Annotated in this window: 17 protein-coding genes and 1 tRNA gene; 9 read left to right on the forward strand and 9 right to left on the reverse strand. The window is 73.7% G+C overall.

What is annotated here, in order from left to right:
* Positions 1 to 43: 43 nt before the first annotated feature.
* Complete coding sequence (locus ACFFF6_RS18825; RefSeq protein ID WP_376983052.1) at positions 44 to 496, reverse strand: MarR family winged helix-turn-helix transcriptional regulator; 453 nt, start codon at positions 494 to 496, stop codon at positions 44 to 46.
* A 198-nt stretch (positions 497 to 694) separates the two neighbouring features.
* Here ACFFF6_RS18825 and ACFFF6_RS18830 point away from each other — a divergent pair, with 198 nt between their 5' ends.
* From ACFFF6_RS18830 to ACFFF6_RS18840, 3 genes are all read left to right on the forward strand, one after another.
* Positions 695 to 1,891: an MFS transporter gene (locus ACFFF6_RS18830; protein WP_376983053.1), complete on the forward strand. Its 1,197-nt coding sequence runs from the start codon at positions 695 to 697 to the stop codon at positions 1,889 to 1,891.
* On the forward strand, positions 1,888 to 2,727 hold the full coding sequence (locus ACFFF6_RS18835) for an aldo/keto reductase (protein ID WP_376983054.1): 840 nt from the start codon (positions 1,888 to 1,890) through the stop codon (positions 2,725 to 2,727). The genes ACFFF6_RS18830 and ACFFF6_RS18835 overlap by 4 nt, the downstream gene beginning before the upstream one ends.
* A 63-nt stretch (positions 2,728 to 2,790) precedes the next feature.
* The gene (locus tag ACFFF6_RS18840) at positions 2,791 to 3,132 is read left to right on the forward strand and encodes a MazG-like family protein (protein ID WP_376983055.1); all 342 of its coding nucleotides are present in this window, start codon (positions 2,791 to 2,793) and stop codon (positions 3,130 to 3,132) included.
* 87 nt (positions 3,133 to 3,219) lie between these two features.
* Here the strand turns inward: ACFFF6_RS18840 and ACFFF6_RS18845 are convergent.
* Positions 3,220 to 3,307: transfer RNA gene (locus tag ACFFF6_RS18845), tRNA-Ser, on the reverse strand.
* 302 nt (positions 3,308 to 3,609) lie between these two features.
* Between ACFFF6_RS18845 and ACFFF6_RS18850 the strand changes: the two genes are divergently transcribed.
* Together ACFFF6_RS18850 and ACFFF6_RS18855 are read left to right on the forward strand one after the other, a co-directional pair.
* Positions 3,610 to 4,296, forward strand: coding sequence for a hypothetical protein (locus tag ACFFF6_RS18850; RefSeq protein WP_376983056.1), 687 nt, complete (start codon positions 3,610 to 3,612; stop codon positions 4,294 to 4,296).
* 49 nt (positions 4,297 to 4,345) lie between these two features.
* Complete coding sequence (locus ACFFF6_RS18855) at positions 4,346 to 5,284, forward strand: zinc-binding dehydrogenase (RefSeq protein WP_376983057.1); 939 nt, start codon at positions 4,346 to 4,348, stop codon at positions 5,282 to 5,284.
* A 26-nt stretch (positions 5,285 to 5,310) separates the two neighbouring features.
* Here ACFFF6_RS18855 and ACFFF6_RS18860 read toward each other — a convergent pair whose 3' ends face one another.
* Both ACFFF6_RS18860 and serS read right to left on the reverse strand, forming a co-directional pair.
* Positions 5,311 to 6,195 (reverse strand): HAD family hydrolase, encoded by an 885-nt coding sequence (locus tag ACFFF6_RS18860; protein WP_376983058.1) that lies wholly within the window; start codon positions 6,193 to 6,195, stop codon positions 5,311 to 5,313.
* A gap of 130 nt (positions 6,196 to 6,325) precedes the next feature.
* Positions 6,326 to 7,588, reverse strand: a complete 1,263-nt coding sequence (gene serS, locus ACFFF6_RS18865; RefSeq protein ID WP_376983059.1) for a serine--tRNA ligase — start codon at positions 7,586 to 7,588, stop codon at positions 6,326 to 6,328.
* Positions 7,589 to 7,625: 37 nt separating this feature from the next.
* Here serS and ACFFF6_RS18870 point away from each other — a divergent pair, with 37 nt between their 5' ends.
* On the forward strand, positions 7,626 to 8,798 hold the full coding sequence (locus tag ACFFF6_RS18870) for a diacylglycerol/lipid kinase family protein (RefSeq protein ID WP_376983061.1): 1,173 nt from the start codon (positions 7,626 to 7,628) through the stop codon (positions 8,796 to 8,798).
* Here ACFFF6_RS18870 and ACFFF6_RS18875 read toward each other — a convergent pair.
* The 3 genes from ACFFF6_RS18875 to ACFFF6_RS18885 are packed head-to-tail and all read right to left on the reverse strand — an operon-like array spanning position 8,776 to position 12,543.
* Entirely contained in the window at positions 8,776 to 10,038 is a 1,263-nt protein-coding gene (locus ACFFF6_RS18875) for an MFS transporter (protein ID WP_376983069.1), read from the reverse strand. The two genes, ACFFF6_RS18870 and ACFFF6_RS18875, sit on opposite strands and share 23 nt — an antisense overlap.
* A gap of 19 nt (positions 10,039 to 10,057) precedes the next feature.
* Positions 10,058 to 11,023 (reverse strand): prephenate dehydratase, encoded by a 966-nt coding sequence (gene pheA, locus ACFFF6_RS18880; protein WP_376983062.1) that lies wholly within the window; start codon positions 11,021 to 11,023, stop codon positions 10,058 to 10,060.
* Positions 11,024 to 11,079: 56 nt separating this feature from the next.
* The gene (locus tag ACFFF6_RS18885) at positions 11,080 to 12,543 is read right to left on the reverse strand and encodes an FAD-binding oxidoreductase (protein ID WP_376983063.1); all 1,464 of its coding nucleotides are present in this window, start codon (positions 12,541 to 12,543) and stop codon (positions 11,080 to 11,082) included.
* 142 nt (positions 12,544 to 12,685) lie between these two features.
* Here ACFFF6_RS18885 and ACFFF6_RS18890 point away from each other — a divergent pair, with 142 nt between their 5' ends.
* The gene (locus ACFFF6_RS18890; RefSeq protein WP_376983064.1) at positions 12,686 to 14,740 is read left to right on the forward strand and encodes a hypothetical protein; all 2,055 of its coding nucleotides are present in this window, start codon (positions 12,686 to 12,688) and stop codon (positions 14,738 to 14,740) included.
* Between the two features lie 796 nt (positions 14,741 to 15,536).
* A complete protein-coding gene (tyrS, locus tag ACFFF6_RS18895) occupies positions 15,537 to 16,769 on the forward strand; it encodes a tyrosine--tRNA ligase (protein WP_376983065.1) in 1,233 nt (410 codons plus the stop codon).
* A 169-nt stretch (positions 16,770 to 16,938) separates the two neighbouring features.
* Here tyrS and ACFFF6_RS18900 read toward each other — a convergent pair whose 3' ends face one another.
* Both ACFFF6_RS18900 and ACFFF6_RS18905 read right to left on the reverse strand, forming a co-directional pair.
* The gene (locus ACFFF6_RS18900) at positions 16,939 to 18,249 is read right to left on the reverse strand and encodes a glycosyltransferase family 2 protein (RefSeq protein WP_376983066.1); all 1,311 of its coding nucleotides are present in this window, start codon (positions 18,247 to 18,249) and stop codon (positions 16,939 to 16,941) included.
* Complete coding sequence (locus tag ACFFF6_RS18905; protein ID WP_376983067.1) at positions 18,246 to 19,076, reverse strand: DUF5926 family protein; 831 nt, start codon at positions 19,074 to 19,076, stop codon at positions 18,246 to 18,248. The genes ACFFF6_RS18900 and ACFFF6_RS18905 overlap by 4 nt, the downstream gene beginning before the upstream one ends.
* Positions 19,077 to 19,117: 41 nt before the next feature.
* On the opposite strand from ACFFF6_RS18905, the gene ACFFF6_RS18910 reads away from it, so the two are divergent.
* A partial coding sequence (locus ACFFF6_RS18910) for an FAD-binding and (Fe-S)-binding domain-containing protein (protein WP_376983068.1) occupies positions 19,118 to 21,192 on the forward strand: 2,075 nt, incomplete at its 3' end.

The raw sequence follows: 21,192 nt of genomic DNA on the forward strand, positions 1-21,192 counted from the left end.
CGGAGACGGCGCGGCCCCGTGCGCAGGCGGCGAGACGGCGGGGTCAGACCGTCGTCGCGGCCGCGCCATGGAGGGCCCCGGCGAGCGCGGCGAGCTCGGGCACGGAGCCGGCCTCGGCGAGGGCTTCCTCGAGCACGCGGTCATGGCAGGGTCGCGCGGCCTCGAGCAGGCGCACCCCCTCGTCGGTGAGCTCCGTGTAGATGCCGCGGCGGTCGTCCGCGCAGAGGATGCGGGTGAGCAGGCCGCGGTTCTCGAGCCGGGTGACCAGGCGTGTGGTCGCGCTCGAGGAGAGGGCGGCGGCGCGGGCGAGCTGCTGCATGCGCATGTGCCAGCCGTCCTGTCTGCTGAGGGCGTCCAGGACCGTGAACTCGACGACGGACAGACCGTGCTCGGCCTGCAGGGTGCGTTCGAGGCGGCTCTCGATCAGGCCGTGCAGGGCGACCAGGGTGCGCCACCCGCGGGCGCGCACCTCGATCGCATCGTCGGAGACGCTCATCGGGTCCTCCAGGTCAAGGTCTCTTCGGGGGCCGAGTCCGGCCTCCGGCCCGCCGCCTGCTCGCGGCGGCATGGCTCACATCGTACTCGACTTGCGCCGATAGCGCGCGCGTGCAAACATCTATCTGTTGCACACGCAACTACCTACTTGTGCAACAGTTGCGCACGCATCATCCATACCTCCTCCTGGAAGGCAGACATGCCCGCCGCTCTCTACGCCCTCGCCCTCGGAGGCTTCGGCATCGGCCTGACCGAGTTCGTGATCATGGGCCTGCTGCCCGAGGTCGCCGCGGACCTCGCCGTCTCCGACACCACCGCCGGCCACCTCATCTCCGGCTACGCCCTGTCCGTCGCCATCGGCGGCATCGCCCTGACCATCGCGCTGCGCCGCATGGAGCGCCGCACCGCGCTGCTGGGCCTTCTCGTCCTGTTCATCGCCGGAAACCTGATCACCGCGCTCGCCCCGACCTACGCCCTGGCGATGACCGGCCGGATCATCGCCGCCCTGTGCCACGGCGCCTTCTTCGGGATCGGCGCGGTCGTCGCTGCCGACCTCGTGCGCCCGGAGCGCCGCGCCGGCGCGATCTCGATCATGTTCGCGGGCCTGACCGTCGCGAACGTCGCCGGGGTGCCGATGGGCACCTTCATCGGCCAGGCTCACGGCTGGCGCGCGACCTTCTGGGTCATCACCGCGATCGGCCTCGTGGCCTTCACGGCGATCGCCGTGCTGGTCCCCCGCACCTCCGCGGCCTCCGGCGGCTCCGTCCTGCAGGAGCTCGCGCTGTTCCGCTCCGGCCAGGTATGGCTGTCCATGGCCGTGACGATCCTCGGCTACGGCGGCATGTTCGGCGCCTTCACCTACATCGCCTTCACCCTCACCGAGGTCTCGGGCTTCGCCAGCACGTCCGTGCCGTGGCTGCTGATCGTCTTCGGCGCCGGCCTGTTCGTCGGGAACCTCGCCGGCGGGCGGGCGGCAGATCGGAACCTCATCCGCAGCCTCACGGTCATCATCACGGCGCTCGCCATCATCCTCGTCGTGTTCGCGCTGACCGCGACCAGCCAGGTCGCCACGATCGCCTCCCTCGCCCTCATGGGCGGCTTCGGCTTCGCCACTGTGCCCGGGCTGCAGATGCGCATCATGACCTTCGCCTCCGCCGCTCCCACCCTCGCCTCCGGGGCGAACATCGCCGCCTTCAACATCGGCAACGCCCTCGGCGCCTGGGCCTCCGGCCTCGCGCTCGCCGCGGGTGCCGGCTACACCTCCCCGCTGTGGGTGGGCGCCGCCGTCACCCTCGCAGGCCTCGTGGTCCTGACCATCGCCGCCCGCGTCCGCGGCGGCGAGCTGGCCCGCCCCCTCTCCCCCGCCCCCGCACCTTTCGAAGGAGCCCACGCATGAGCACTCCGTCCACCCCCCTCCCCTCCATCACCCTGCACGACGGCACCGTCATGCCGCAGCTCGGCTTCGGGGTCTTCCAGGTCCCCGACGACGGCGCCCGGGCCGCCGTCGAGACCGCCCTGGAGACCGGATACCGCAGCGTGGACACCGCCGCGATCTACGGCAACGAGGCGGGCGTGGGCCGAGCGCTCGCCGCCGCGGGCCTCCCCCGCGAGGATGTGTTCGTCACGACCAAGCTGTGGTTGGACGGGCTCTCCCGCGAGGGGGTGCGGCCGGCGCTGGAGAAGAGCCTCGGACTGCTGGGCCTGGAGTTCGTGGACCTGTACCTGATCCACTGGCCGGCCCCGGCGACCGACGCGTACCTCGAGGCCTGGCAGGGCATGGAGGAGATCCGCGCGGCAGGTCTCGCCCGCTCGATCGGGGTCTCCAACTTCCTGCCGGAGCATCTGGAGCGCGTGGCCGCCCTCGGCGGGAGCATCCCGACGGTGAACCAGGTCGAGCTGCACCCGGCGCTGCAGAACCGCGAGACCGTCGCCGCGAACACGCGCCGCGACATCGCGACCGAGGCGTGGAGCCCGCTGGGCCAGGGCGCCGCGCTCGACGATCCCGCGATCGGCGCGATCGCGGGGGCACACGGGGTCACACCCGCCCAGGTGGTGCTGCGCTGGCACCTGCAGCAGGGCCGGATCGTCATCCCCAAGTCGGTCACACCCTCACGGATCGCCGCGAACCTGGAGGTCACCGGGTTCTCGCTGACCCAGGAAGAGCTCGCCGCCATCGACGCGCTGGACCGCGACGGCCGCACCGGCCCCCACCCCGCGCAGTTCCACGGCTGATCGTCGCGCTCCGGGCGCAGGGACGCCGAGGGACGTGATGCCGGAGTCGGTACGCTCGGCCTCATGACGGATCCCACCGCGCACGGCATCGCCGCGCTCAGCGCCTGGATCGACGGCGCGAACACCCACCGCGATCCCGAGGCGCAGACCTGGTCGCGGATCGGGAAGATCACCGAGGAGGCCGGGGAGGCGATCGCCGCCTTCATCGGGATGACCGGGCAGAACCCGCGCAAGGGCATCACCCACGCGCGGGCCGATGTCGAGGACGAGCTGCTGGACGTCGCGATCACGGCGCTCGCCGCCCTGGAGCACCTGCGCGGCCACGACGAGCAGTGCCTCGTGCTGCTGGCCCGCAAGGTCGAGCAGACCCTCGCCCGCGCCGACCTCGGGCCCCAGGGGCCCTGAGCGGCCCCGGCGACACGTCACCGGGGCCGCCCGACCGGGAACGATGCATCCCTGGCGTCTGCGGACGACGCCCCGGGACATCGCACGCGGAGGGTGCGGGATTCGAACCCGCGGTACGGGGGTGCCGCACAGTGGTTTTCAAGACCACCACATTCGGCCGCTCTGTCAACCCTCCTCGGTGCTCCCCTGCCGGTCCGTGCAGCCCGCCCCGTCCACCCCGACCGAGGACGGGTCTGGAAGGAGCTGAGCGCGAGGACCTCCGGGAACGCCGCGGACAAGCCTACCGCGACACAGCGGTCCGGCGGTCCGGCCTCCCGTCGCGGTCCCTCGGGGCGGTGGAGCGACGTCGAGTTCTGCACCACATTCTTGACAGGTGTGCATTTTCTGACTGTTGTCCACTTATGGTGGGTCCTGCCGCCACGGCTCCCGAGCGCGACCCCGACGTGCCGGGGACGACTCCTCCGGAAGGCCAGATCCGTGAACCCCTCTCCCCGCCTGACCCGCCGAGCCCTCGTCACAGGCGCCCTCTGGGCCGCACCGACGGCTGCCGTCTCGATCGCCGCCCCGGCGCTCGCCGCCTCCACGACCTCCGCCCCCGGGCTCAACGGCTGGGTGCAGGTCCGCTCGAGCTGCGGCTTCAGGAGCCAGACCCTCGAGATCGACGGCCGCGGCACCTACCCCGCACGCGGGCTCTGGGCGGAGCCGGCGTCCTCCTCGCAGCGGCCCACGAACGCGAGGATCACCGTCTACTTCCCGGCATCGCTCGGCACCCTCCGGTGGAGCGCGGCGACCGGGAGCTCCGGCTGGAGCGTCCCCGAGGTCGATGCCGCGGCCCCCGCGATCAGCGGCTACCTCGCCTACACGACCCGCTACACCGGGGACTGGACCTACGACGCCGTGAACCGGCGTCAGGTGGCCATGGGGCAGCCGCATTTCACCACGACCTTCAGCACCCGCTCCTGCGTGAGCGTCACCGCCTACGCCCTGCGGAGCGTGCAGATCGGCGGGACGACCTACGAGTTCCGTCGCGGGCCCGTCACCCTCGCCTCCTCGTCCTTCCGGTCCTCGACCGCGGAGCGCGGGACCGGCGCGCAGAGCGATGCCTCCTCCACCGCGTCCCCGCAGGAGCAGGGGGTGCTCGAGGAGTCGAGCGCCCGCGTCTGAACGCCCTCCCGCCGCCTCGGCGGGAGGCCCGCGGCGCTACGGTGGATCCATGCGCGCGCTCACGAATCCCGCCCCGCACCAGCTCCGGCTCGACGATCTCGCCGAACCCCTCCCGGGCCCCGGCGAGGTCCTCGTGGATGTGTGCGCCGCCGGAGTGAACCGGGCCGACCTCGCCCAGGTCGCCGGGCAGTACCCGCCGCCGCCGGGCGCCTCAGCGATCCCGGGACTCGAGGTCTCCGGCCGCCGCCGCGACACCGGCGAGGAGGTCCTCGCCCTGCTGGCCGGCGGCGGCTACGCGGAGGCCGTGGCCGTGCCCGAGGAGCAGCTGCTTCCCGTGCCCGCGGGGATCGCTGTCGCCGACGCCGCGGGGATCATCGAGGTCACCGCCACGGTCGTGTCCAATCTCGTGATCGAGGCGGGGCTGCGGGCGGGGCAGACGGTCCTCGTCCACGGCGGCACGGGCGGGATCGGCACCGCCGCGATCCAGATCGCCCGGGCGCTCGGCGCCCGCGTCCTGAGCACCGCCGGCTCCGATGCGGGGGCGGCGCACCTGCGCGAGCTCGGCGCAGCGGAGGCCTGGAACCGCCGCACCACGGACCTGGTGGCGGCGGTCCGCGAGGCGGGCGGGGCCGATGTGATCCTCGACGTGATCGGTGCCGACGCCCTCGCCGACAACGTGCGGATGCTGCGGACGGACGGGCGGCTGGTGATCATCGGGACGCTCGGCGGCGGCACGGGCGAGCTGCCCATCGGCCTGCTCATGGCGAAACGGGCCCGGGTCATCGGCACGACGCTGCGCGCGCGGCCCGTCCCGCAGAAGCAGGAGATCCTCGCCCGCACCCACGAGCTCGTGTGGCCGCTGCTCGAGACCGGCCGCCTGCGCATCCCGATCCATGCCCGCTTCCCTCTCGAGGAGGGCGCCCTGGCGCACGCCCTGCTGCGCGAGGGCGGACATCTGGGCAAGGTGCTCCTGGACGTGCGCCGCTGATCCGGTGTTCAGCGGCTCATGAGAGCTCAGGAGGGCAGCAGCGCCCGCAGCACGAGCGCGGCGCCGTCGCGGCCCACGTCGGCCGTGCGCAGGTCTGCGGTCTCCACGACGCCGGCCTGCGCCTGCCCCATCGCCACCCCCACGCCTGCCCAGGCGAGCATCTCCGTGTCGTTCCAGCCGTCGCCCACGGCGACCGTGCGCCGCGCCTCGACGTCCAGGCGCTCCCGGACCAGCTCGAGGGCGCTCGCCTTGGACACGCCCGGGGCCGCCATGTCCAGCCAGGCCGTCCAGCCGATCGCGTACTCGACGCCGTGCACGCCCGACTCGGCGATGACCCGGCCGAACTCCTCCGGAGTGAGGTCGGGGACGTGGACGACCACGCGCACCGCCTCGAGCCGGAGGAGGTCCTCCAGCTCGGTCTCCTCCGCCTCGACGCCGAAGCTCGAGTCCTGGAAGCCAGGGGTCGCACGGAAGCGGCCATCGGCCATCTCCACGGCGTAATGGGCGCCGGGGGCGACCTCGCGCAGGGCGCGCAGCGCGGATCCGGGGCGGAAGGTCCGCACGTCGAGCACGCGGTAGCCGTCCTCCTCGGAAGGGTCGAGCTCGAGGGTGACGGCGCCGTTGGAGCAGACCGCGTAGCCGCGCTCGACCCCGGCGGCGCGGACCACGGGGAGGGTCGCCCCCAGCGAACGGCCCGTCGCGATCACGACGTGGTGGCGTCGCGCGGACTCCTGCAGCACCTCGTGCACGAGGGGGGACATGATCCCGTCATGGTCGACGAGGGTGCCGTCGACGTCGAGGCCCACGAGGGCCGTCTCCTCCTGCAGCGGGGCGAGGGCCGCGGCGAGGGCGGCCTCGATCTCCGCGATCTCGGGGCCTGCGGGGGCGGTGCTCAGCGCGGTGGTCTCCATGCCGCTCACCCTGCCACGCCTGCCCGGCCCCGAGGTGTCCCTCCGGTGTCCGCGCGGCGCACGCAGGGCGACGAGGACCCGCCCCGCCGCACGGCGCACGGCCCTGCGCAGCCCGCTGCCGGAGGCCATGTCAGCGGACCGGCTCGAGGACCGCGCGGCCGCCGAGGTACGGGCGCAGGCCCTCGGGCACGACGACGGAGCCGTCGGCCTGCTGGTGATTCTCGAGGATCGCGACGAGGAAGCGGGTCGTGCCGAGCGTGCCGTTCAGCGTCGCGACCGGACGCAGACCGTCGACGTGCCGCTCGCGGATGTTCAGCCGCCGCGCCTGGAACTGGGTCGTGTTCGACGTCGAGGTGAGCTCGCGGTACGTCTGCTGGCTGGGGAACCATGCCTCGCAGTCGAACTTGCGGGCCGCGGAGGTGCCGAGGTCCCCGGCGGCGGTGTCGATGATGCGGTAGGGCACGTCGATCCGCGCCATCATCTCCCGCTCCCAGTCCAGCAGGCGCTCGTGCTCCGCATAGGAGTCCTCGATGCGGCAGTAGGAGAACATCTCCACCTTGTGGAACTGGTGCACGCGGATGATGCCGCGGGTGTCCTTGCCGTAGCTGCCGGCCTCGCGCCGGTAGCAGGCGCTCCAGCCGGCGTAGCGGATCGGCCCGTCGGTCAGGTCCAGGATCTCGTCCCGGTGATAGCTCGCGAGCGCGACCTCACTCGTGCCCACGAGGTAGAGGTCGTCGTCCTTGTCGAGGTGGTAGACCTCGTCGGCGTGCTCGCCCAGGTACCCGGTGCCGTCCATCGACTCCGGCAGCACCAGCGTCGGGGTGATCATCGGGGTGAACCCGGCGGCTGTCGCCTGGTCGATCGCGGCGTTGAGGATCGCCAGCTCGAGCTGCGCGCCCACGCCGGTGAGGAAGTAGAAGCGGGCACCGGAGACCTTCGCGCCGCGGGCCATGTCGATGGCCCGGAGGCCCTCGGCGATCTCCAGATGGTCCTTCACGGGGAAGTCGAAGCTCGGCACCTCGCCCACGTGCTCGCGCACCACGAAGTCCTCCTCGAGACCCTCAGGGGCTCCCTCCGCGAGGTTCGGGATGACGCGCAGCGCGGCCTCCCGCTCCGCGGCGGCCTGCGCGGTCTCCGCCTCGAGGCGCTTCACGTCGGCGGCGAGCTGCTTGACCTCCGCCAGCAGCGCCTGCTTCTCCTCCCCCTTCGCCTGCGCGACCTGCTTCCCGAAGGCCTTCTGCTGCGCGCGCGCGGACTCGAAGGCCGTGGTCGCCTCCCGCCAGCGGGAGTCCGCGGCGAGGACCGCGTCGACCGTGGAGGGGTCGCGGCGGCGGGCCTTCTGGGCATCGCGGACGGCATCGGGATTCTCGCGCAGGAGACGCAGATCGATCATCTCCCCAGACTACCGGGGACCCGGCTACTCTTCGATCATGGACCTGTCCGGAGTGCTCATCCTCGCCTCGCTGCTCATCGGACTGCTCGTCGTGGTCATGCTGGCCGTGCTGCTGCGCAGGCAGGAGGCCACCCGCCGCGAGCTCGCCCAGCTGCGCGCCCGGCTGCACAGCGAGCGCCTGCTCACGCAGGAGGTCGCCCAGGCGTCCCGGGCCGCACGGGCTCTCGAGGCCGACGGGGAGCAGGAACCGGTCTCCTACGACCGGGCCGCGCCGATCCATCACCTCGCGGTGGTCATGAACCCCGTGAAGTATCCGCAGCCGGAGCGCTTCCGCGCCGAGGTCGAGCAGGCCATGCGCCGCAGCATCGGCTCCATCCAGCTGTCCTTCTACGAGACGACCCGGGACGACGCCGGGCACGGGCAGGCGACCCAGGCGGTGCGCGACGGGGCGGACCTCGTGCTCGCCGCGGGCGGGGACGGGACCGTGCGGGAGGTCGCCTCCGCCCTGGCCGGCGGGCCCGTGCGCATGGGCATCATCCCCGGCGGCACCGGGAACCTGCTCGCGCGCAATCTCGACGTGCCCCTCGAGAACGTGCAGGCCGCCGTCGAGCACGCCATCACCGGGATCGACCACCGGATCGATGTCGGCTGGCTGCAGTCCGGCATGTCCGTGCAGGCCGCCGAGCGCGCCCCGAAGCGGATCTTCCTCGTCATCTCCGGGTACGGGGCCGATGCGGAGATCGTCGGCGCGACCGATGTGAAGCTCAAGCGTCGCTTCGGCTGGCCGGCCTACGTCCTCGCCGGGCTCGGGAAGCTCGCGGGCCGCTCCCACGAGGTGGTGGTCTCGCTGCCGGGCGGCACCGAGCAGATCCTGCAGGCCCGCACCGTGCTGATCGGCAACGTCGGCAAGCTGCCCGGCGGCATCACCCTCATGCCCGATGCGACGATCGACAACGGGCACCTGGAGATCCTCGCGCTGGGCTGGCGCGGCGCCGCAGGCTTCGGGCAGATCCTCACGCAGGTCGTGAACCCGCGCCTGTCCGCCGGGCCGCGGCTGTCGACCATGCAGCGCTTCCTGACCCGCTCGGTCACGGTCGCCTCCTCCAAGCCGATGCCGGTGCAGCTGGACGGCGACACCGAGGCCCCGGCCACGCACCTCATCGCGGCCGTCGAACCGGCCGCGCTCATCATCCGCGCCGGCGACCGCTGATCCGTCGTCCGCCGAGGAGGGTCGCCGCACCCACGAGCAGCGCCCCGAGGGCGAGCGCGACCCCGCCCGCGAGGACCGCGCCCGTGACGCCGACGAGGCTGCCGAGCACCGCCAGGGTCAGCCCGTTGCCGGTGCGCATGCCGCTGCCGAACATGCCGTACACGCCGATCACCTGACCGCGCTGCTCGACCGGGGCCCGCAGCTGCACGACCGCCTGGCCGATCGTCGCGCTCGCGAGGTTCGCGACCCCGCCCACGACGAGGGCGAGCAGCGCCAGCGGGAAGCTCGAGGTGGTCGCGACGATCACCGTGGTCAGGCCGAACAGCACGGTCGCGAGGACCGCCGCCCGCAGGGTGGGACGGATCAGGCCGGTCGCCTCGAGCAGGAAGCCGCCCACCACACCGCCGATCCCGCTCGCGAACAGCAGGGCGCCGTATCCGAAGCCGCCCTCGTCCGCGCCGAGCGCATCGGCGAAGGAGGGCATCGACACCTGCAGGCTCGAGCCGACGCACACGGCGATGAGCCCCGTCAGGACGATCATGCCGATGAGCACGCGGTCGCCCGCGACGCCGCGCAGCACCTGACCGGTCTCGCGGAGGGTCACACGGGTGCTGCGCCGGAAGCCGCTGCGCAGATGCCCCGTGAAGGGGGTGCGCAGCATGAGCAGCGTCATCGGCGCATAGGCCAGGACGTTGGCGAGGATGCCCCAGGCCGGGCCCAGCCCGTACAGCAGCGCGGAGCCGACGACGGGCCCGGCGAGCACGCCGAGGCTGCGGAAGGTCGCGTTCAGCCGCACCGCGCTCGGCAGCTCCTCCGGCGGAGCGAAGTCGTGGATCATGAGCTGCTCGGCCGGGCCCCAGAGCGCGCCGGCGCAGCCGTGCAGGACCAGCAGGATGCAGGCCTCCCACATGTCCAGCGTCCCCGTGAGGAAGAGGATCCCCCAGGTCAGGGACACAGCCGCGAACAGCGCCTGCGCGATCGTGATGATCCTGCGGCAGTCGAAGCGTTCGGCGAGGCCGCCGAACCACACTGACAGCAGCAGGAAGGGCAGCCAGTGGCTGATGACCTGGAAGCCCACCAGCGCCGGGGAGTGGAAGGTCTCCCACAGCACCCAGTAGGTGATGACGTGCTCGATGTTGTCGCCCATCATCGACAGGCCGGCCGTGAACAGGTACGGCCGGGCCTGCGGGTCCCTCAGGGCGCCGAAGCGCCGCGGGGCCGATGCTCGTGTGCGGCTGATGACGGTGCTCCCCCGCTGCCTAGCGGCCCGTGATCTGGCGCGAGAGCGCCATCACCCATTCATGGGCGGCATCGTAGGCGGCGTCCGCGGTGGCCTCGCTGGTCGCGGGATGGCGGCCGTCGGCCCGCGGGTAGGAGCCCAGGTAGTGGACGATCGGGCAGACGCGGCGCAGGCCGCGCAGCGCATCGCCGACGCGACGGTCGGCGAGATGGCCCTCGATGTCGATCGAGAAGCTGTAGCGGCCCAGCGCATCGCCCGTGGGGCGGGACTCGATGCGCGAGAGGTTCACGCCGTTGGTCTGGAACTGGTGCAGCGCCTCGAGCAGGGCGCCGGAGCGGTCGTGCGGCAGCTGGATGACGAGGGTCGTCTTGTCGGCACCGGTGCGCGCGGGGATCCGGCCGTCGCGGGTGACCAGGACGAAGCGGGTCTGTGCACCGGGGGTGTCCTCGATCCCCCGCGCGAGGATCTCGAGGCCGAAGTGCTCCGCGGCGAGCGGGGAGCAGATCGCGGCACGGCCCAGGGTCTCCTCCTGCGGGACGGTCACGAGCTGCTTGGCGGCGGCCGCGGTCGAGGAGGCGGGGACGACGGCGGCCCCGGGGACGTTCGCGCGCAGCCAGCCCTGGACCTGCGCCTGGGCGTGGGTGTGGGAGGCGACCTGGTCGACCTCGTCGAGCTGCATCGGCTCCCGGGCGGCGAGGACGAAGGTGATGGGGACGATCTCCTCGGCCACGATGGTGATGTCGCTCGTGGCGGCGAGCACGTCGAGGGTGCCGGAGACGCCGCCCTCGACGGAGTTCTCGATCGGCGCCATGAGCGCGTCCAGGTCCCCGGCCAGCAGATCGGTCGCGGCGGTGGCGACGCTCGTGAAGGGGACGAGCACCGCCTCCTCGGATCCCGCAGGCTCCCCGGCCGTCTGCTGGGCGAGCGCCTGCAGCAGGGCCTGGTGGGTGAAGGTGGTCTCGGGACCGAGGAATCCGTAACGCATACCGGCAGGGTAGTCCGGGGGTGGGGGACGGTCGCGGGCCGTCCACGCCCGCCCCCTCAGATCGCCTTCCCGGGGTTGAGGATGCCGCACGGGTCGAACGCCGCCTTGATCCGGGACTGCGGCTGCCGGGATGCGGGCGGCAGCTCGAGGTCGAGCCAGGTCAGCTTCGCGCGGCCGATGCCGTGCTCGCCGCTGATGGTGCCGCCGAGGGCGAGGGCCGCCCGGATCAGATCATCGGCCGCCTCGTGCAGCACCTGCGGGACGCGATCCGGGTCCGCCCCGTCAGGGATCGGCAGCGCGAAGGCGGGATGGAGGTTTCCGTCGCCGGCGTGGGCGAGGACGGTCGCCTCGACGCCCCGGCCGCGGCCGATCTCCTCGACCTGCTCGAGCATCTCGGCGAGCCGGGAGGCGGGCACGGCGACGTCCTCGCCGATCCGCCAGGTCCCCTCCCCGCGTCCGCGGCCGGCGCGGCGCAGCGCCCACAGCATCTCCGCCTCCGCGTCGTCGGGCCGGTGGACGTGCGCCCCCTCGGCCTCCAGGACGGCGACCAGGTCCGCGGTCTGCTCCGGGACCCCGTAGCCGTCCAGCTCGAGCAGCAGCACGGCGCTGTCACCGCGCGCGAGCTCGGAGCCGTGCGCGGCGTCGACGACGCGCAGGGTGGGGGCGGTCATGAGCTCGGTCGCGGCGGGACGGACGGGACTGCGGGAGATGGCGTTCACGCCGCGGCCCGCCGCGGCGGCGTCCGGGAACCGCGCGAGGACGGTGCGGCGGGCGGGCGGCCTCGGCCGGATCCGGAGCGTCGCCGCGACGACGACGGCGAGCGTCCCCTCGGAGCCGATGATCAGCTGGGTGAGGTCCAGCCCCGTGACCCCCTTGATCGATCGGTGCCCCGTGCACAGCAGCGTCCCGTCGGCGAGGACGACCTCGAGCCCCAGCACCGATTCGCGGGTCACGCCGTACTTCGCGCAGTGCAGCCCGCCCGCGTTGGTGGCGATGTTCCCGCCGATGCTGGAGATCGCGGCCGAGGCCGGATCGGGCGCGTAGAAGAAGCCGAGCGGCATCAGGTGCGCGTCGAGGTCGCCGGTGATCACGCCGGCCTCGACGACCGCGACCTCGTCGAGCACGTCGATCTCGCGGATACGGTCCAGGTGCTCGAGGGTGAGGACGATCGACCCGTGGTCGGGGACGGCTCCGCCGGACAGCCCGGTCCCCGCACCGCGGGGGATCACGCTCACGCGGTGCGCGTGGGCGATGCGCAGCACGGTCTGGACGGCGGGGACGGTGCGGGGCGCGGCGACCGCGAAGACGGTGCCGGTCGCGGCGCGGGAGCGGACGTCGCCCGCGTACGGAGCCGCGGCGGGAGCGCCGGGCAGGTGCAGCTCGTCCGGGGACAGCTCCTCGCGCAGGCGCGCCAGGGCCTCGGCGAATCCGTCCGGCATCGGGCCGGGCGGCGCCTCGGCGATCGGCTCGGGCCGGCTGCGCACCGCCTCCGGTCCGCTGCTCGCATCCGATGTGCTCATCTGCTCTCCTCACGCGGCATGGGCCTCCCATGGTCCTCCGTGCCTGCCTCGTGGGGCCCGGAGGAAGGAGGAGACGTGCAGATCCGGTGAGACCCCCGGCGGCGGCACGGAGCTGATCAGGCGCTCCTCGTACGATCGGGCTGTGCCTGTGCGTCGCCGAGTCCTCACCCCCGTGATCGCGCTGCTGCTCGCCCTGGGCGCGGCCGCCGTGCTCGCCCTGCCCGGCGCGGCGCGCGCGGAATCGCATGAGCCGCTGCCCCCGGTGCGGCTCGTCCTCGTCACGGCGGGCCTGACCTGGGAGGACATCGATTCCTCCCGCACCCCGGCGCTGCAGTGCCTGGCCGAGGGTGCGAGCCTCGGCGCGATGAACGCCGCGAGCATGACGCCGCGGTCCACGCTGCGCCAGGGCGAGGAGAGCCTGCGCACGGGCTGGCGCGGCCTCGCCGCGGACGCCCCGCCCTCGGCCGGGGTGCCGAACCCGCCGGTGGACCTGCTCGCCGAGCTGCCCGGCGGGGTCGTGGACCTGGACGCCTCCGGGACCGACGCACAGGCCGACGCGGCGATCGCCCGGGCCGGAGCCGAGCTCTCGACGAGCGAGGACTCGCTGGTCGTCCTCGACCTGGGCGCGGTCCCGGCGACCGGAGCCGACGACCGCGAGCAGGCGCTCTCCCGGCTCGACGCGCGCGCCGCCGAGGCCCTCGCCGCGGCAGGCGGGGGCACGACCGGCGGCGACTGCGCCGCCGGCCTCCCCCGCACCCTGCTCGTCTCCGCGGGGTACTTCCCCGATGACGGCGGCGTGCCGGGCACCGCGCCGCGGGAGGTGGAGACCGGCGCCGCGGACGTGCCCGGGCGCGTCATGCTCCAGGCGGTCATGGACACCGGCATGCCGTCCCTGGCGCTGACCAGCGGCTCGACCCATCAGGACGGGGTCGTGATCCTCACCGACATCGCACCGACGATCCTGCGCAGCCACGGCCTCGAGGCACCCGCGACGGTCCCCGGGCAGCCGATCGCGATGGTCGAGGCCGATGACCCGCAGCGTCTGGCCCTGGACCGGACCATGGCCGCGGACCGGCTGCGGGACGCCGAGGTGCCCGCGCTGCTGTCCTGGGCGGGGATCGGGGTGCTCGGCGTGATCGTCCTGCTGGTGCCGCCGCTGGCCCGGCGCCCGCGCCTGGCCGCCATCGGCCGGGCCCTCGCGGTCTGCACGCCGCTGGCCGCACCCGTGGGGCTCGCCGCCGGCGCCCTGCCGTGGTGGCGGGCCGAGCATCCGACCCTGGCGCTCATCGGCGTGATCTGGCTGGGCTGCGTGCCGTTGGCTGCCCTGGTCCTGCTGGGCCCGTGGAGGCGCAGCCGGCTGGGCCTCGTCGGGGCGAGCGCGGGGATCGTGCTCGCCGGGATCCTGCTGGAGTCCGCGACCGGGTCGCGGCTGCAGATGGGCTCGCCGCTCGGGGCGCAGGCGATGATCGGCGGTCGCTACTACGGGATCTCCAATCACCTGTTCGGCCTGGTCCTGGGGGCGGCGACGCTCCTGCTGCTGGCGCTGCTCGCGGCCGCCCGCACGGGCACCGGCCGGGTGCTGCGGGTGCTCGTGGTGGGCGGCGCCGCGATCCCCGTGTGCGTCGCGCCGTCGATGGGGGCGGATTTCGGCTCGATGCTCGCGCTGACCCCGGCGCTGGGACTGCTGGCCCTGCTCGTGTCCGGGATCCGGCTGAGACCCTGGCATGTGCTGGGGCTCGGGGCGCTGGCCGCCGCGCTCGTCGGCGCCGTCGCGCTGGCCGACTGGACGCGTCCGCCCGAGCAGCGCACCCACCTGGGCCGCTTCGTGGACAGCGTCCTGTCCGGAGACCTGCTGCAGGTGATCTGGCGCAAGCTCGCGGAGAACTGGGCGATGACGGTCGGCTATCCGGGTCTGCTGGTGCTCACGCTCGCGGCGATCGCGCTCAGCGTCCTCGTGCTCATGCCGCAGCGGGCGGGTCTGGCGCGGCTCGCCGCTCTCGACGCGCAGGTCCCCGTGGCCTGGAGCGTGCGCCTGGCCGTCGTGGTCGGCGCCTGGGTCGGCTTCCTGGTCAACGACACCGGCGCCGTCCTCGTCGCCGGGGCGCTCGCCATGTGGCTGGTGCTGCTGCCCGCGGCGCTGCCCGATGCAACGGCCGGGATGGCGACGGAGCAGGTGCGCGGCTCGCGCCGAGGGTGACGAGGGGCAGGACGACGGCGGGGCCGACGAGGACCCGGAAGCCTGCGCCGAGGCGGCGCCCGCAGGGTCCTCAGCATCGATCGTGGGTTCCCGTACCCATATCGACACGATGAGGGAACGAGGATCCACGATCCGCAGGCGGCCGCCGGCATCGCGGCGGCGTCGAATCGTCGGGGTCGACGATCGGCTGGACCATACGGCCCCGCCGGCGCCGACCATTCCGAGCACGAGGACGCTCCAGGAGAAGACCGCGTCCCCGCCGCTCAGCCGGATCCCGGCGAGGAATCCGTGGGCCGCCCTGGTGACGGAGAGAGCGATGAGGACGGCTCCGAGGATCGAGGTCGCGCAGCGGCGGCGCAGGAGGATATCGGCCGGATCATCGAAAGGGCGGCGGCGCCGAGGCAGGGCGAGAGCCCGCGAAGGCCGCCGTAGGCGAGGGCCGCTCGACACCGGAGTCGCGGCGATGCGCCCCGGGCCCGCGCCGACACCCAGCTCGGAACAGCCGCGCGCCAGGAGGGAGATGCGGCGCAGAGGGCCGGTGCCGCATCGCTGTCGAGCTCGACGATCCGGAGATCCTGCGGTTCATCCATGCGGCGAGCCTATCGGCCCGTGCTACGCTCCCCTCCATGTTCGCGCGCCTGTATGCGTATCGCCCGGCTCTGGTCGCAGCCGGCGGTGCGTGACGCCCGCACGCGGAACGACCAGAGCTCGAGGCGAGGACCCAGGTCCTCGCCTCTCGTGCATCCACGGGGGCTCTGGCCGCGCCATTCCTCCATGACCTGAGAGGAAGCGTGCCATGTCCCCTGCGCCGTCCCCTGCGGACCAGGTGCTGCGGCCGATGCTGCGCACCATCGAGAGCATCGTCGACGAAGAGGCCCTGCGCGAGCGCCTGGACGCGGGCGAGCACCTACGGATCAAGTACGGGGTCGACCTGACCGCCCCGAACCTCCATCTGGGGCATGCCGTGAACCTGTGGCTCATGCGCCACCTGCAGGAGAACGGGCACACCGTGGTGTTCCTGCTGGGGGACACGACCACGCAGGTCGGCGATCCGACGGGCCGCAGCGCGACCCGGCCCGTCCTCGGCGAGGAGGAGATCGCCCGCAACGCGGAGGCCTTCCTCGCGCAGATCTCCCGCGTGCTGCGCACGGAGCCGGAGCTGCTCGAGGTGCGGCGCAACTCCGAGTGGTACGGGGAGATGGCCGTCCCTCAGCTGCTGTCGCTCTTCGCCATGACGACGCATGCCCAGCTCATGGCCCGGGACATGTTCCGCGCACGCATCGCCGAGGGACGGGAGATCGCGCTGCACGAGCTGACCTACCCGGTGCTGCAGGGGTACGACTCCGCCGCGCTGCGCAGCGACCTCACCATCGTCGGCTCCGACCAGCTGTTCAACGAGATGATGGGCCGCCACTACCAGCAGCGGCTCGGGCAGCGCCCGCAATCGATCATCACCACCGTGATCACGCCGGGCCTGGACGGCGGCGCGAAGCAGTCGAAGTCGCTGCGCAACTACGTCGCTCTCGAGGACCCGCCCGGAGAGAAGCTCGGGAAGGTCATGTCGCTCGCGGATCCGCTGGTGGGCACGTGGGCGAGCGCGTACACGGACCTCCCTGACGCCCGTGTCGCCCAGCTCGAGGCCGATGCCGCGGCAGGAGGGCTCCGCGCCCGCGACGCGAAGCTCGCCCTGGCGGAGGCCGTCGTCGCCCGCTACGACGGGGCCGAGGCCGCGCGCCGGGCGCGCGAGGAGTTCCTCGCGGTCTTCTCGCAGCGTGGGACGCCGGAGGACATCCCGGACGCGGTCCTGGACCTGGCAACAGGTCCGCACCCCCGCACGCTGACCGCGCTCGAGCTGCTCGACCGGATCCGGCCCGAGCTCAGCAGATCGGCCCGCCGGCGTCTTCTCCTCCAGGGAGCCGTGCAGGTCGACGGCGTCCCGGTCCGGGATCCGGAGGCGACCCTCGAGATCCGCGACGGCATGCTCGTGCGCACCGGCCCGCGCCGCTGGGTGCGCGTGCGGGAGGGGTGAGCATGCGATCCCGCCGAGGAGAGCACGCCCTCGGCGCCGAGGGAAGCGCGGAGCCCAGAACGCGCGGTCGATCAGCGGCGCACGCACCCGGGTGCGCGCGCCGCGCGCCATGAGGTCCGGGCACGGCGTCCCCACGGAGTGAGTACGGCGTGCAGGCCGGTGGGCGCCATCAGTCCTCCGTGGGCTCGGCGCTGGCCTCGGCGACGAGCCGCGCATAGTCCTCGGGGGTGAGCGGCAGATCGGCCTCGGCAGGGATCCGCGGCGTGGGCAGGGCGAGGTGAGCAGCGATCAGCACCGTCTGGTCCGGGGTGAAGGGCTCCTCGACCGGAGCCGCCTCGAGCCGTCGGCGCAGCGCGTCGAGGTCGATCCCGGCGAGGAACACGACATCGTCGGGGGCGAAGGGGGCCGCGACGGGCAGGGCGCGCAGCCGGGCGTCGAGCACCGCCGGGTCGTGGTCCTCGAGCATCCGCGCGAGCTCCGGGCTGAACTCCCCGTCGACGGGGAGGGCGACGAGCCGATCGGCGTCCTGCTCCTGCGCGTCGGGCTCCGCGACCCGTGGCCGCTCTCGCTCGTCATCAGGATCATCGGAGCCCACGGGCGGCGAGGCGTGCTCGTCCTCGCTCCCGCTCATCTCGAGCGCGGCGCCGTCCTCGGCCGGCAGGATGTGCCGCCGCTTCGCGAGAGCGCGCAGCACGTCGCGCAGCTGAGCGGCCCGGTGCAGCTGGCCGCGCAGATCCTTCCCCGTCGCCCGATGATGCAGGTCGCAGGGGATCTCCTCGACGTCGAAGCCGGCGGCGAGCGCATCGATGCTGAGCGAGGTCTCCACGCCCCAGCCGGCAGCGAGCGGCTGGCAGGCCTCCCACGCCTGCCGGGTGATGCAGCGGGTGCCGGACAGCGGCTGCTGCGGCTCCCAGCCGGTGGCGCGTCGGATCCCGTTGCGGGACGTGCCCACCACGATGCCCATCCCGCCGGCGCCGGGCTGCGGGGGCAGCAGCGCGATCGCCATGTCCACGCCGTCGTCCAGGACCGCGTCGACGAGGGGGGCGGCCGCCGCGGCGCTCTCCTCCATGTCGGCATCCAGGAACAGCAGGGCCCGCGGGGTGAGATCCGCGCCGATCACGGGCAACGGCCCGGTGTGCCCGGGCACGCGGGGCTCCTCCCCCGCCGCATCCTCGGCCGTCGCCTCCCGACCGTCGGCGCGGGCGGTGTCCTCGCGCAGGGCGACCACCTGGGCTCCGGTCGCCATCGCGGCCGCCTTGCCCTGGTTGCTGCGGTGCCGCACGACGAGGGCATCGGCCCCCATCGCGACGGCGGAGGTCGCATCGGTCGAGCCGTCGTCGACGACCACGACCAGGTCGACGCGGTCGATGCTGCGCGCGGCCCGGATCGTCGCCTCGATCCGCGCCGCCTCGTTCTTGGCGGGGATCACCACGGCGACCGACGTCGGCCGTTCGCCGAGGTCCTGCCCCGCGGAGGTCATCGCAGGGTCACCTGGCGGGCGACGATGCCTCCGCGCGCCCGGCGCTCGAGGGCGGTCAGCGGCTCGGTCGACTCGAGGGCGGCGAGGAAGCGCTCGCGGAACTCGGCGGCGACGGCCTCGGCGCCCTCCGCCCCGAAGCCGGAGGGCAGGTCCCACACGGGGACGGTCATGCCCTCGGCGCGGAAGGAGCCGACGTACCGGGTGTCCTCCGCGATCGCGGATTCGCGGCGGGCGTGGAGGCGGGCGACCGCGTCGTAGACCCGGTCCTCGTCCGCATCCAGGACCCAGCGCACGTGCTCCTTGGGGCCGGCGTCGACCCAGTAGGCGTGCTCGAGACCCGCGACCGGCTTCGTCGGCGAGATCGACTCGTTGGCGTGCTCGAGGGAGTGCTCGACCTCCTCGGTGCGCTCGGCCCCCGGGTCGACCCAGAAGTCGAATGTCTCGTGGACCGTGATCGGGAAGTCGCCGGTCAGGTCGAGGACGTCCTGGAGCCGCGGGGAGTCCGCGGTGAGCTCGAGGGTCGGGACGGGCGTGCCCGGCTCCACGGCGAGCGCCTGCACGATCGCCTGGCCGAAGGCGCGGGACAGGTCCCCGCCGGGGACGGTGGCCTGCAGGCCGATGATCACGGAGCCGTCCGAGCGGCGGATCGCGGGCCAGGCCATCGGCAGGATCGTCGCGATCGTGACCGGCACGGAGCCGTGCTCCGCGGTCGTGGCGGCGGTCATCGTCGCGGCGGGGATCAGCTGGCGCATCGCCACGAGATCGCGCTCGGCGGGGATCCCCTCGAAGGGGCGGCGGACCAGGGCGGTGGTGGACGCAGAAGACATAGGGGAAGTGTAACGACGGCCGCCGGGTCTACGGTGGGACGATGGCCCCTTCCGCTGCGCCCGCTCCGCTCGAGGCCCCGGAGCTCGACACCGACGTCGTCGCCCGGCACGCCCTCGCCCATGACGCCTCCCACTACCTGCTGATCCCGGAGGCCGTCACGGTCCCGGCCGACGAGGCACAGGTGATCGCGCTGCTCGCGCGGGCACGGGCGGAGCATCGGCCCCTGACCTTCCGCTCCGGCGGCACGAGCCTGTCGGGGCAGGCGCAGTCCGCCTCGGTGCTGGCCGATGTCCGGGGCGGCTTCCGCGACGTGCAGGTTCTGGACGAGGGCGCGCGGGTGCGCGTCGGTCCCGGGGCGACGGTGCGGCAGGTCAACGCGCACCTGGCCCGGCATGGGCGCCGTCTGGGCCCGGACCCGGCCTCGGAGGCGGCGTGCACGCTGGGCGGGGTGATCGCCAACAACTCCTCCGGCATGGCCGCCGGCACCGAGGAGAACACGTACCGGACCCTGGAGTCGCTGCGCTTCGTGCTGCCCTCCGGCACGGTCGTGGACACCTCCCGGGCCGATGCCGATGCGGCGCTGCGCGCGGACGAGCCCGATCTGTTCGCGGGCCTGCTGCGCCTGCAGCGGCAGGTGCGCGAGGACCCCGAGGCGGTGCGGATCATCCGGGAGCGCTTCGCGCTGAAGAACACGATGGGCTACGGCATCAACGCCCTGCTCGACTTCGACTCCCCCGCGGACATGCTCGCGCATCTCATCATCGGCTCCGAGGGCACGCTCGCCTTCGTCTCCTCCGCCGTGCTGCGCACGGTGCCGGTCCCCGAGCTCACCGCGACGGGCCTGCTGGTGCTGCCCTCGCTGACCGCGGCGACGGCGCCGCTGCCGGAGGTGGTCGCCGCCGGGTTCGCGACGATCGAGCTGCTGGATGCCCGCTCCCTCGTGGTCGCGCGCTCGCTGCCCGGTGCGCCCGCCGAGATCGCGGGGCTCGACATCGGCGAGCATGCGGCGCTGCTGGTCGAGCAGCGCGCCGATGATCCCGGTGCCCTCGCGGCCGCGGTCCAGGCGGCGGAGGATCTCGCGACCTCCCTCGAGCTCGCCGCGCCCTTCGCGATGACCGAGGACGCCTCCCGCCGCGCCGCCCTGTGGTCCACGCGCAAGGGCCTGTACGCCGCGGTCGCGGGCGCGCGCCCGGCGGGGTCGACGGCGCTGCTCGAGGACGTGGTCGTGCCCGTGGCGGAGCTGGATGCGGCCTGCCGCGGGCTGCAGGGCCTGCTGGAGGCTCACGGCTACGAGGAGTCGGTGATCTTCGGGCACGCCAAGGACGGCAACATCCACTTCCTGGTCAACGAGCACCTCGACGGCGGCTCCGGGAGGTTCGGCGCCTTCACCGAGGACATGGTCGACCTGGTGCTGGGCCACGGCGGGAACCTCAAGGCGGAGCACGGGACGGGCCGCGCCATGGCCCCGTACGTGGAACGCCAGTACGGGCCGATGCTGCACAGCGTCATGCGGGAGCTGAAGGCGCTCGTGGACCCGCTGGGGATCCTGAACCCCGGCGTCGTGCTCACCGAGGACCCCTCCGCGCACATGCGGGATCTCAAGCCGGTGGTCGGCATCGAGGAGGAGGCGGATCGCTGCGTCGAATGCGGGTACTGCGAGCCCGTGTGCCCCAGCCGCGACCTGACGCTCACGCCCCGGCAGCGGATCGTGCTGCGCCGGGACGCGGCCCTCGCCGAGCAGCGCGGGGACGCGGCGACGGCGGCCGCGATCCGCGAGGCCTACGGGTATCAGGGCATGCAGACCTGCGCGGTCGACGGCATGTGCCAGAGCGCCTGCCCGGTGGGGATCAACACTGGTGACCTGGTGCGGCGCCTGCGGGCGGAGGAGGCATCGGCTCCCGCGCGCGCCGCCTGGGGCATGGCGGCCGGGCGCTGGGACCTGCTGACCCTCGGGGCATCGGCGGCGATGGACGTGGCCGGCGCCCTCCCCTCGGCGCTCCCCCGGGCGGCGACCACGGCGGCGCGCACGCTGATCGGCGCCGATGTCGTGCCGGGCTACCGGCCCGAGCTGCCCGGACGCGGCGGCACGGTCCGCCGCGGCGGCGGGCGGGGCCG

The sequence above is a fragment of the Brachybacterium hainanense genome (genome assembly GCF_042434575.1).
In the GTDB taxonomy this organism is placed as follows: domain Bacteria; phylum Actinomycetota; class Actinomycetes; order Actinomycetales; family Dermabacteraceae; genus Brachybacterium; species Brachybacterium hainanense.